Annotated in this window: 11 protein-coding genes; 3 read left to right on the forward strand and 8 right to left on the reverse strand. The window is 63.3% G+C overall.

Annotated features, from left to right (window positions below; translation table 11 throughout):
* Window positions 1-26: 26 nt before the first annotated feature.
* The 7 genes from QME84_03340 to QME84_03370 form a co-directional block, all read right to left on the reverse strand.
* Complete coding sequence (locus QME84_03340) at window positions 27-527, reverse strand: MerR family transcriptional regulator (protein ID MDI6873302.1); 501 nt, start codon at window positions 525-527, stop codon at window positions 27-29.
* Between the two features lie 10 nt (window positions 528-537).
* The gene (gene dnaJ, locus QME84_03345; GenBank protein ID MDI6873303.1) at window positions 538-1,680 is read right to left on the reverse strand and encodes a molecular chaperone DnaJ; all 1,143 of its coding nucleotides are present in this window, start codon (window positions 1,678-1,680) and stop codon (window positions 538-540) included.
* A gap of 165 nt (window positions 1,681-1,845) precedes the next feature.
* Window positions 1,846-2,505, reverse strand: a complete 660-nt coding sequence (locus tag QME84_03350) for a nucleotide exchange factor GrpE (protein ID MDI6873304.1) — start codon at window positions 2,503-2,505, stop codon at window positions 1,846-1,848.
* Between the two features lie 107 nt (window positions 2,506-2,612).
* Window positions 2,613-3,065, reverse strand: a complete 453-nt coding sequence (locus tag QME84_03355; GenBank protein ID MDI6873305.1) for an Hsp20/alpha crystallin family protein — start codon at window positions 3,063-3,065, stop codon at window positions 2,613-2,615.
* A 62-nt stretch (window positions 3,066-3,127) separates the two neighbouring features.
* Window positions 3,128-4,966 (reverse strand): molecular chaperone DnaK, encoded by a 1,839-nt coding sequence (dnaK, locus tag QME84_03360; protein MDI6873306.1) that lies wholly within the window; start codon window positions 4,964-4,966, stop codon window positions 3,128-3,130.
* Between the two features lie 454 nt (window positions 4,967-5,420).
* On the reverse strand, window positions 5,421-6,347 hold the full coding sequence (locus QME84_03365) for a UbiA prenyltransferase family protein (GenBank protein ID MDI6873307.1): 927 nt from the start codon (window positions 6,345-6,347) through the stop codon (window positions 5,421-5,423).
* Between the two features lie 111 nt (window positions 6,348-6,458).
* The gene (locus QME84_03370) at window positions 6,459-7,064 is read right to left on the reverse strand and encodes a uracil-DNA glycosylase family protein (protein MDI6873308.1); all 606 of its coding nucleotides are present in this window, start codon (window positions 7,062-7,064) and stop codon (window positions 6,459-6,461) included.
* 166 nt (window positions 7,065-7,230) lie between these two features.
* Here QME84_03370 and sigH point away from each other — a divergent pair, with 166 nt between their 5' ends.
* A complete protein-coding gene (gene sigH, locus QME84_03375) occupies window positions 7,231-7,914 on the forward strand; it encodes an RNA polymerase sporulation sigma factor SigH (GenBank protein MDI6873309.1) in 684 nt (227 codons plus the stop codon).
* 287 nt (window positions 7,915-8,201) lie between these two features.
* Window positions 8,202-9,542, forward strand: a complete 1,341-nt coding sequence (locus tag QME84_03380) for an acetyl-CoA hydrolase/transferase C-terminal domain-containing protein (GenBank protein ID MDI6873310.1) — start codon at window positions 8,202-8,204, stop codon at window positions 9,540-9,542.
* Window positions 9,543-9,853: 311 nt separating this feature from the next.
* On the opposite strand, the gene QME84_03385 is transcribed toward QME84_03380, so the two are convergent.
* On the reverse strand, window positions 9,854-10,738 hold the full coding sequence (locus QME84_03385; GenBank protein MDI6873311.1) for a hypothetical protein: 885 nt from the start codon (window positions 10,736-10,738) through the stop codon (window positions 9,854-9,856).
* Window positions 10,739-10,939: 201 nt separating this feature from the next.
* Between QME84_03385 and QME84_03390 the strand changes: the two genes are divergently transcribed.
* Window positions 10,940-11,265 (forward strand): hypothetical protein (locus tag QME84_03390; GenBank protein MDI6873312.1); only part of this gene is annotated, 326 nt, incomplete at its 3' end.

The raw sequence follows: 11,265 nt of genomic DNA on the forward strand, positions 1-11,265 counted from the left end.
GGCGGGCTCACCCGCCCCGCTCCACCCTATTCCTCGGGGCTGCGTTGGGCCCAGAGCCCGTGGAAGGGGTCGGCCTGGCGGGGCAGCATGAGCTCACCGCGGGGAACGGGCACGATGTCGTGGCGGAAGCTCTCCCGTACCATGCGCACCCGCTCCTCCATCTCCCTCCGGGTCTCCTCCAGTTCCTCCTCCAGGGCCCGGACACGCCTGCGCATGGCCTCCAGGCTGCGCCTCAGGTCCAGGATCATCTTCACCCCGGCCAGGTTGATGCCCATCTCCTGGGTGAGCTCCTGGATGAGCCGGCACTGCTCGATGTCCGCCTCGGAGTAGCGCCTGCGGTTGCGCACCCGCGCCGGGTTGAGCAGCCCCTTGCGCTCGTAGATGCGCAGGGTCTGCGGGTGCACGTCCGCCAGCCGAGCGGCCACGCTTATGACGTAAAGGGGCTCGTCCTCCGGGTTGCGGGTCCCCTTGCGGGCCCCTTCCGGGTCGACCCCGGAATTTCTCTTCTTATTCTTCGTTTCCTTCATGCCGCCTCACCTACGCTTCCAGGAAGGCGCGGGGATTCTCCTTTTCCAGCTCCTTGAGCTTCTGGATGAGTTCCTTCTCCTTGGAGCTCAGCTTCTTGGGCACCACCAAATGGGCGGTGACGATCATGTCCCCGTGCCCCTTCCCCTTGGGACGGGGGGCTCCCTTTCCCCGCAGCCGGAACTTCTTCCCGTCGGAGGTCCCGGCCGGGATCTTCAGCTTGACCCTGCCGTTGATGGTGGGGATCTCCACCGTGGTCCCCAGCGCCGCCTCGGCGAAGGTTAGGGGAAGGTCCAGGAGGATGTCCGCGTCCTTCCTCTTGAAGTATTTATGCGGCCTGACGTGCACGTTGACGTAAAGGTCCCCCGGTGGGCTTCCCAGGGGTCCCGCCTCCCCCTTGCCCGGGAAGCGGACCTTGCCGCCGTCGTTTATCCCCGCCGGGATCTTCACCTTGATGCTGCGCGAGGTCTCCACCGCGCCCGTTCCCCGACAGGTGGCGCACGGTTTCTCGATGACCGTCCCCCTCCCGCCGCAGTTGGGGCAGGGGCGTGAGAAGGCGAAAAGCCCCTGGTTGTGGGAAACCGTCCCCCGCCCGCCGCAGGTGGGGCAGGTCTTGGGGAGGGTCCCCGGGCTGGCGCCGCTCCCCCGGCAGGTGGGGCAGGCGCTCCTGCCGCTCACGGTCAACGGCACGGTCACGCCGTGTATGGCGTCCTCGAAGGAGATGGTCACGTTGGCGGTGATGTCCCGGCCTTTCCTGGCCTCCCGCCTCCTTCCCGTGCCCATCCCGGTGCCCATGCCGGTGAAGAGGTTGAAAAGGTCGCCGAGGTCGCCCAGGTCCTCCAGGTTCCCGGTGAAGGTGTAGGTGCGGGCGCCCGGCCGCGACCCGAAGGTCCCGAAGTCGAAGCCGAACCCCGGCCCGGGGCCTCCCGCCCCCATGAACATGGCGCCGGAATCGTACTGGCGGCGCTTCTCCGGGTTGGAGAGGACCTCGTAGGCCTCGTTTATCTCCTTGAACTTCTCCTCGGCCTCCTTGTTGCCCGGGTTAGCGTCGGGATGGTATTTCCGGGCCAGGCGGCGATAGGCGTCCTTGATCTCCTTCTCGGACGCGTTCTTACTTACTCCCAAAATCTGGTAATAATCCTTGTAGCCGTTCACCTTACCTCGCCTCTGTCCCGGGGCCGCGTCCTTCCGGGGGTATCAAGCCCCTGAACCTTCGGAAAACCTTTGGAAGGGCTTTCCACCTTTCCTCCCCTCCATCTCGATGCGGCACGTATGGAAATCCACCCCTTCTCGCCTTCGGTCATCGAAGGCGCGACCCCCTTATTTCTTGCACACCGTGGCCCGCGCCGGACGGAGGAGGCTCCCCTTGTACCGGTAGCCCTTCTGGTGCACCTCGACCACCGTCTCGTCCTCGTGATCGTCGCTCACCACGGTCATCACCGCCTCGCACTCGGCGGGGTCGAAGGGATGGCCGTGGGGATTTATCTCCTCCAGCCCCTCCTTTTTCAGGATGTCCATGAGCTGCTGGTAGACCATGCGCACCCCGACGGCCAGGGAGTCCTCCCGGTCCGGGCAGGCCTCCAGGGCCTTCTCCAGGTTATCGATAACCGGTAGCAGTCCCGAGATGAGGGAGCGGTTGGCCTGCTCCACGATGCGGGTCTGCTCCCGGATCATCCGTTTGCGATAGTTCTCTAGCTCCGCCTTTTGGCGCTGCGCGTCCTCCAGGTACTCGCGGGCCTTGGCCTGGGCCTCCCCCAGCTTCTCCTCCAGCTCCAGGAAGGCGTCCTCGAGCTCCCTCTTGGTGAGGCGATGAAGCTCCCGCCGCCTCTTCTCGCGGGGATCCTCCGCCCCCGCCTTACCGGGATCTTCGGACGCGCCCGGCCCGGAAGCCGAAACGGCCTCCCCCTCGGAAGCCGGGGCGGCCCCCGCCTTCTCCTCCTGCTCCTTCAGCGTGTCCTTCTTCTCCCTGGTCTCGTCCATCATCTACCTTCACCTCTTCCCGATCCCCGGTCCTTTATGGAGGGGGCTGGTCACCCGGGCCAGCCCCCTCGCAGGACCAAGCAGGAAGGTGTTGCCTACCAAGAGGCTTACTTCCCCTCCACCTTGATGGGGATCTTCTTGGGCTTGGCCTCTTCCGCCTTGGGCATCTCGATGCGGAGCACCCCGTCGGAAACGGTGGCCGTCACCTTGTCCTCGGCGATCTTCCTCGGCAGGGGGATGGTCCGCTCGAAGAGCCCGTAGGCCCGCTCGATGCGGTGGTAGTTCTCCTCCTTGACCTCGGAGGTGAACTTGCGCTCCCCCTTGATGCGGAGGATGTCGTCCTCCAGGGAGATCTCCACGTCCTTGGCGTCCAGCCCGGGCAGCTCCGCCTCCACGACCAGCTTGTCGTCGGTTTCGTACATGTCAAGGGCCGGCGCCCAGGTAGCCACCGCCTCCGAGGCCGGCTCCAGTCCCCGGAAGAAGCTGCGGCGGAAGAGACGGTTCACCTCGTCCTGCAGGTTCATCAGGTCCCGGAACGGATCCCACCTCACGATAGCCATATGCCTCACCCCTTTCCTGGTAATTTATTCCAGGACCGCCACGGCGGTCCCGTTCGCCTCGCTTACATCTCCTCGTAGTCCGCCTCGTCGATTACCTCGCCCTCGGCCTCCTCGGTGGCCCCGTAGCTCCCGTCGCCCTCGGGCCCCACGCGGGCACCCTCGGCCTTGGCCTGGGCGTACATGTGCTCGGCCAGCTTGTAGGAGGCCTGCATGAGGATCTCCGTCTTGCGACGGATGTCGTCGACGTCCGAACCCTTGAGGGCCTCCTTCACGTCCTCGAGGGCCTTCTCGATAGCCTTGCGGTCATCGGGCGACACCTGGTCCCCCAGCTCGCGCAGGGACTTCTCGGTGGTGTACACCAGGCTGTCCGCGTTGTTGCGCACCTCCGCCTCCTCGCGGCGACGCCGGTCCTCCTCGGCGTGGGCCTCGGCGTCCTTGATCATGCGCTGGATCTCCTCCTCCGTGAGCCCGCTGGAGGCGGTGATGGTGATCTTCTGCTCGTTGCCGGTGGCCAGGTCCTTGGCCGAGACGTGCAGGATGCCGTCGGCGTCGATGTCGAAGGTCACCTCTATCTGCGGCACTCCCCGCGGCGCCGGAGGTATGCCCACCAGCTGGAAATTCCCGATGAGCTTGTTGTAGGCCGCCATCTCGCGCTCGCCCTGGTAGACCTTGATGTCCACGCTGGTCTGCCCGTCGGCGGCGGTGGTGAAGATCTCGCTCTTCCGGGTGGGGATGGTGGTGTTGCGCTCGATGAGCTTGGTGAATACCCCACCCAGGGTCTCGATGCCCAGGGAGAGCGGGGTCACGTCCAGCAGGAGGACGTCCTTGACCTCACCCTTGAGCACCCCGGCCTGGATGGCGGCGCCCATGGCCACCACCTCGTCGGGGTTGATGCCCTTGTGGGGCTCCTTGCCGCCGGCCAGCTTGCGCACCAGGTCCTGCACCATGGGCATGCGCGTGGCCCCGCCTACCAGGATGATGTGGTCGAGGTCCTTGGGCTCCAGCCCGGCGTCCTTCAGGGCGCGTTTGAAGGGACCCACGCACTTCTCCAGGAGGTCCGCGGTCATCTTCTCGAACTCCGCCCTGGTCAGGGTCATGTCCAGGTGCAGCGGCCCCTCCGGAGTGGCGGTGATAAAGGGCAGGTTGATGTTGGTCTGCGTGGTCGTGGAGAGCTCTATCTTGGCCTTCTCCGCCGCCTCCTTGAGGCGCTGCAGGGCCATCTTGTCCTCACGGAGGTCGATGCCGTGCTTGGCCTTGAAGTCGTCGGCCATCCAGTCAATGATTCGCTGGTCCCAGTCGTCGCCGCCCAAGTGGGTGTTGCCGGCCGTGGCCTTGACCTCGAAGACGCCCTCGCCGATGTCCAGGATGGACACGTCGAAGGTCCCTCCGCCCAGGTCGAAGACCAGGATGGTCTGCTCGTTCTCCTTGTCCAGACCGTAGGCCAGGGCCGCCGCGGTGGGCTCGTTGATGATGCGCAGCACGTTGAGCCCGGCGATGCGCCCGGCCTCCTTGGTCGCTGTCCTCTGGGCATCGTTGAAGTAGGCGGGAACGGTGATCACCGCGTCGGTGATCTTCTCGCCCAGGTAGTCCTCGGCGTCGGCCTTGAGCTTCTGCAGGATCTTGGCCGAGATCTCCTGCGGGGTGTACTCCTTGTCACCCAGCTTCACCCTCTCCGTGGTCCCCATCTTGCGCTTGATGGACACCACGGTGTTCTCCGGGTTGGTGACCGCCTGGCGCTTGGCCACCTGACCCACCAACCACTCTCCGGTCTTGGATATGGCCACCACCGAAGGGGTCGTACGCCCTCCCTCGCTGTTGGGGATGACCGTGGGCTCCCCTCCCTCGAGGATGGCCACGACGGAGTTGGTGGTACCCAGATCGATACCCACTGCCTTCGCCATTTCCCTCTTCCTCCTTTATCTATGGTCTCGGTCGGTCTTTTTCTTCCTAATCCGGTCTTTTCTTCATAATCTCCGCTTCAGGGTTGGTTCATGCTCAATCCTAAGCCTGGTTGTAATATAACTCTTGATAATATGATTGTCAAGAGTCTTTATAACTATTTTTTCAATTTATTGGAGGGGGAAGACGCTGAAAAGGTTCCTGGAGGAAAATTACGGGTTTGGGATGGGAGGTGGGAGTGGGCTTAAGGGAGTTCCGGGGGGCGGGGAGATGGGGATGGGGCGGTTGGAAGGGGTTGGGGGACGAGCGGGCCGGCGAGGGATGGGAGGTTGGAATTCTGGAGGGCGGTCACTGGCCGGGGAGATGTGGCGGGATGGAAGCGGAAGAACCAAAATCCTCCCCATACACAAGGCGGTGAAAATATTCCCATCCCGCCGCCGGCGACTAGGTTACCGGTCAGTTGCGGACGACCATGTGCACCCCGTAGACGAAGTAGAAGAGCCAGAGCAGGGCTATGGGATACACCAGCAGGGATGCGTTGAAGCGGATGAAGGGCGGTTTGTAGAGGAGGTGCATCCCAGCGGTGAAGACCAGGGCCCCGGGGAGGGCCAGAGCGATGAAGAGTTTGAAGGTCCAGCTCTGGGGCACGATGAAGTTGACCACCGCCACGGGTACAAGGAGAACGCACATGGGGATCATGGCGTTAAGCAGGCGCTTGGCCCCGAAGACCACTCCCGAGGTGCGGAAGCCGGCGGCGGCGTCGAAGGGCACGTCGTTGGCCACGCTGGGCATATACAGGGTGGAGGCGAAGAGGAACCCGTAGACCAGTGGCCATATGGGGGGCCAGGTGTCCGGCTGCAGGAGCTTCCACCCGGCGGTGAGCAGCACGCAGGCCCCGGTGGCGTTGATCACGATGTCCAGGACCGGCTTGTTCTTGAAGCGGAACCAGGGGTGGGAGTAGAGGATGCCCAGGAGGGCCACGGAGCCGATCATGAACCAGGCGAACTCCCTTCCCGCCAGGAGGGAGAGGGCCACGCACCCCGCCGCGGTGAGGAGAAAGACGGCCGCCGTCTCGAACTTGCCCATCTCCCCGGTGACGAAGGGCTGGTCGGACATGTGCAGGTCCCCCTTGTACATGTCGTTGTGCAGGCGGTCTGATTCCACGTCGGCGTAGAAGTTGAGGGTGCTGGAGAAGAAGGACCCGCAGAGAAAGGCCAGGAAGGCCAGGGCCACCCGGTAACCGGGAGCGTCACCTCCTCCCTCCGCCGCGGCGGCGAAGCCCAGGGTCAGGGGGAAGAGGTAGATGAACATGGTGCGGACGCGGAACAGCCTAGCGTACTTGTCCAGTCCCGACCGCAACCGGGAGACAGCCACATCCTGCATGGCTTTCGTCCTTTCCCTCGAAAGCCGGCCGCCGAGGGCGCGGAATAACCCGGTTCGCCGTGGACCCCACCCGCGCCCACATTTAAAGTAAAACAGAAGGGCACCCAATGTTCAACTTCTGCCACCGGGGAGGAGAGAGGTAGTCTTTTCCATTATTTTCCAGAAGATTTCGCGGGCTTCCGGTTCCCGCGTGAGGCGGGAGACGTCCACCTGGAAGAGGAAACGGGAACCGTACAGGGTGATGACGTCCCCCGCCCGGGGGTTCTCCGGGACCTCGTCCCCCAGGGCGACGCGCAGGCCCACCGCGGCCACCTTCCCGGAGACCACCACCAGCCGGGGGCCCACCAGGAGGATCTCCTCCGCCAGGTAAGGGGCACAGCGGCGCAGATGGGACACGGTGACCTTCCGTGGGCCGCAGCGCAAGGCGGTCGCATAGTAGAGCGAGCGCCCGGAAAGGCCCGTCATCTCCTCGAGCCTCTCCCGCACCAGGTCCCGCCAAGCGCCCCACGGGTTGTCCGGGGAGGCCCCAGGGCCGGGTCTTCCGGCCAGGAGGAAGAGGTCGGCGCCGGGAGAACCGTGACCCGGAACGCCCCTTCCCAGCCTCGGGCATAGGGAGCAGCGGGATACGGCGGCCCGGAGGGCTTCCAGGTCGGCCTGCACCTTCAGGCGGATGCTGTCCCGGAGCGCGCTCCTCTCTTCCCTGCCCGCGTCATCCATCTCAAAATCTCGCCCCTTGCGGAAAGGCCTCGGCCGGCGAAGTACTGAATACATTATATTGTATTTTTAAAAAAATATTCCCACAAGATATTGACATTATCTATATATATGGTTTATCATGGGCCACAAAATACAAGATATGGGCTGTATGCGAGGAGGGGTGCCGTTGCCGGTCAAGGAGAAAACCAGGTCTACAGCGTTGAGGGAACGCCAGAGACCCTACTTCCTTGAAGTCTCCTACGACGAGATGAGCGACGAGGACATCATCGCCTGTATCCGGCGGGGGGATTCGCAGGCCGAGGCTTACCTTCTCAACAAGTACCAGTACCTTGTGCACGTCAAGGCCAAGTCCTACTTCCTGGACGGCGCGGAGCACGACGACACCATCCAGGAAGGGATGATCGGGCTCTACAAGGCCATCCGGGACTACAAGTTCAACGATATCTGCTCCTTCCGCTCCTTCGCCGTCCTGTGCATCACCCGGCAGATAATCACCGCCGTGAAGACCCACACCCGCAAAAAGCACAACCCGCTGAGCTGCTATCGTCCCCTGGAGGCCCAGGCCTTCGACGAGGGGGGCGAGTACGTGTACTACGCGGGGAGCGGGTTGAACACCAAGGTGGAAGATCCCCTGGAGCTCTTCATCTTCGAGGACGAGGTGACCCGCGTCATCCACATCCTGAAGGAGAAGCTGAGCGGCCTGGAGTGGAAAGTGCTGGTCTCCTACCTGGAGGGAAAGAGCTACAAGGAGATCGCCAAGGAGATAAACCGGGACACCAAGGTGGTGGACAACGCCCTCTGCCGCATAAAGGTGAAGATCAAGAACCACGTGGAACCGCTCCTCAACTGAGGCCCTTCGGGCCTTTTCCCCGCCATCACCCGTTTGATCCCGGGATGTGGGAGGGCTCCCGGCGTCTCCCTTGTCCGCCGATAAGTGTATGAATAAAATAAGTTGGATATTTAGTGGGAATTATTACTTTACGGAGTGATGTCGAGAATCGCCGGACAGATCACGTTAAGGGTCGCGGCAAGCAAGATGCAGGCGGGGCGGGATTTCGAACTCATCCGGCGAGGAGCAAGGCCCGCCTCCGCGCCGGCACCGCGAGGGCCGGAGTTGCAGCAGAGGAGGGAAAAGGGATGAACAAGTGGGAGGAAGAGTACAAGAGGAAGCTGACCACCCCCGAGGAGGTGGCCAAAACGGTCAAAGACGGGGACCGCATCTTCTGCGGGAGCGGTTCCTGCACCCCCGACGCACTTCTCAATGCCCTCTTCGACCGGGCGGAGGAGCTGCATGACGTGGTCTTCGGGGGGCTCATCCTGCTGGCCCCCACCTACAAGATCCTCAAGATGGAGCTGACACGGAACATTCTTTTCGACAACTTCTACGCCACCCCCCTGGACCGGGAGTCCCTGCGGGAGGGGATAAGCGTGCACACCCCGTTCCATTTCTCGGAACTGCCCCGCCTGGCCTCCGAGTACCGGGGCTACCGGAAGATATTCACCCAGTGCGGCCCCATGGACAAGAACGGCTACTTCAGCTGCGGGGTCTCCGGCAACTTCCTGGACGTGGTGGACAAGGTGGACGAGCTGGTCCTGGAGGTCAACCAGTACCAGCCCCGGGTGCACGGGCGCAACTTCTACCACATAAGCCAGGTGACGGCTATCGTGGAGAACCACCACCCGGTCTTCGACCTGCCGCCGGAGCCGGCCACGGATATAGACCGCCAGATAGCGGAGAACATCGTGGAGTACATCGAGGACGGGGCCACCATCCAGCTGGGCATCGGGGCGGTTCCCAACGCCATCGGGGAATGCCTCATCGAGCACGACCGGCACCACCTGGGGTGCTACACGGAGATGATACCCGATGCCATCATGAAGCTCTTCGAGGCCGGGGTCCTGGATAACACGCGCAAGACCTTCCACCCCTACCAGTTCAACGCCTTCTTCGCCGCGGGGTCCAGCGCCCTTTATGCCTGGCTGGACGACAACCCCATGGTATGCTTCACCCCCATCAGCTACAACAACGACCCCTACAATGTGGCCAAGAACGACAAGATGGTGGCCATCAACTCCACCCTGGAGATAGACCTCACCGGCCAGTGCTGCTCGGAGTCCTTCGGGCCCTACCAGTACACGGCCACCGGGGGCCAGGTGGACTTCACCCGGGGGGCCTGGATGTCCAGGGGAGGCAAGGCCTTTATCGCCCTCCACTCCACGGCCAAGGACCGGGACACCGGGGAGATGGTGTCCAAGATAGTGCCTCAACTCCGTCCGGGAGCCGCGGTCACCCTTACCCGCACCGACGTCATGTACGTGGCCACCGAGTACGGGGTGGTCAATCTCAAGGGGAGGAGCCTGCGGGAGAGGGCCCGGGAGCTCATAAGCATCGCCCATCCCGACTTCCGCGGGGAGCTCAAGAGGTACGCCCGCGACGTGAAGTACTTCGTGCTGCCAGAGCACGAGGAGGGCCTGTAGGCAAGGGGGGCGAGATACGATATAAGGTTCGCTTCACGGCACCGGGGCGCGGGGTGAAGCGTGGGAGCCGTCGCGTCGGCGGTCACGCCGGGCATTCCCCTCTGCCGAAGCACGAGAAGGGCCTTTACCCGGGCGGCGTGAGGGCGTGAGGATAATACCTCTCCTAGACCGCTCCTTGCCACGGGACCTGGGGCTGGGGGGACCGGGAAGAGCGCGGGGCGATTCCGGCCGGGTAGCGAGGACGCGGGACGCTTCGTGCCTCTCGAGCGCAAGCATAGCCCGTGGGACAACGGTGCTTCGTCGGCGCCGTATCACTTCTTTCCCTTTTTCTTCTTTTTCTCCGCCGCTTTGCGCCTCCTCTCCTCCTCCAGGACCCGGAGGAAGAAGCGGTTGTAGGCCGCGGCCACGAAGCCGGTTCTCCCTCCCTCGAGGAGGGACATGCAGAGCAGGAAGACGACTACGGCTAGGACCCGCGGTTTGAGCAGGGGAAGGAGGAAGTAGAGACCCAGCATCAGGGTGCGGACGATGAACTCCGGGAGCAGGAGGAGCTTGAGTGCCTCGCCGTACTTGGGCCTCACTAACTGGTAAGCGGCCCGCAGGGTCTCCTCCACCTTCTTCCCTCCTCCCATGGTGATGACCTGCGGGGCGGTGACCACCAGGACCAGGGCCAGGTCCGCCGCGAAGTATCCGAGGTAGAAGAACTGGAGGGTGGAGAGCACCACCAGGATCCCGGGGCTGGCGCCCCCGGCCAGGAAAAGGCCGAGAACCAGGCCCACCACCATCTGGGCGGCCATGTTGGCCATGATGACTATGACTCCCAACGCGAGGCCAGTGAAGAATACCGCCCAGGGGGATTCGAGCATGCCGCGGTAGGCGCGCCGGAGGGACCCCTTCCTTCTTCGGCCCTTCGCCTTCACTTCCCCTTCCCTCTCCTCCGCATCCCCGGAAACTCTGCTGGCGTAGAGCAGCACGGACATGCACCAAAAGATGAAGTGAAGACAGAAGCACACCGCGTATCCCACGAGAAGGATAAGGAGGGAGAGGGTGGTTGCGGCATAGGTTACCAGGAACTGGTAAAGGAACACCAGGGGAATGACGGATGCTGAGAGGAGAAGCCACATGCCCGGGAAAGAGGCCAGGTCCCCCCATGCCGGCCGGGCCATCTCCCTGAGCCAAACCCTATCCCTCTCCGCCAATGCTGTTTCCTTCCCTCGTGCTCTTCCTTCGCGGGACCCTCCCGCCTTCCGGCGGGCAAATCGTTATCTAACGATAAACGGAGCCTCCCGGCCCGTCAACCACGCAGAAAAGCAGGTCTCTCCGGGGGCTCCGCGGAACCGTCGTCCCGAGGGTCTATAATACAGGAAGGCGGAACGGTTTGGGGAAGGAGGTAAAAATTGGTGGAGGAAGCGGAGGTTCAGAAGCAGCTGCAGAAGTGGGGGTTGGTCGCGGGTGGCCTGGCGGCTCTCTTCCTCTTGAACCGCTGGAGGCAGAAGCGCAAGGTCAAGAAGATTCTGAAGGCCCGGGCCAAGTTGAAGGCGCGCCAGGAGAAGGAACGCAAGGAGAAAAAGAGGGGCAGGGCCGCCCGCCGGGCGAAGAAAAAGGAACGCTCCATGGTCCAGCAGTTGGTCCGCTTCGCTGTCTTCCAGTTCCTCAAGAAAGTCATCTCCGAACAGATAAGGCAGATGGAGGTGGAGCTGGGGAAGGGGAAGCTGGGGAAGAAGCT

The sequence above is a fragment of the Actinomycetota bacterium genome (genome assembly GCA_030019255.1).
Taxonomy (GTDB): Bacteria; Actinomycetota; Geothermincolia; order Geothermincolales; family RBG-13-55-18; genus Solincola_A.

Bases quoted from the DNA above. Each gene is read 5' to 3' on its own strand.
- QME84_03380 (MDI6873310.1), top strand. From the start codon at position 8,202: ATGAACAAGTGGGAGGAAGAGTACAAGAGGAAGCTGACCACCCCCGAG.
- QME84_03350 (MDI6873304.1), bottom strand. From the start codon at position 2,505: ATGGACGAGACCAGGGAGAAGAAGGACACGCTGAAGGAGCAGGAGGAG.
- QME84_03340 (MDI6873302.1), bottom strand. From the start codon at position 527: ATGAAGGAAACGAAGAATAAGAAGAGAAATTCCGGGGTCGACCCGGAA.
- QME84_03355 (MDI6873305.1), bottom strand. From the start codon at position 3,065: ATGGCTATCGTGAGGTGGGATCCGTTCCGGGACCTGATGAACCTGCAG.
- QME84_03365 (MDI6873307.1), bottom strand. From the start codon at position 6,347: ATGCAGGATGTGGCTGTCTCCCGGTTGCGGTCGGGACTGGACAAGTAC.
- dnaK (MDI6873306.1), bottom strand. From the start codon at position 4,966: ATGGCGAAGGCAGTGGGTATCGATCTGGGTACCACCAACTCCGTCGTG.
- QME84_03370 (MDI6873308.1), bottom strand. From the start codon at position 7,064: ATGGATGACGCGGGCAGGGAAGAGAGGAGCGCGCTCCGGGACAGCATC.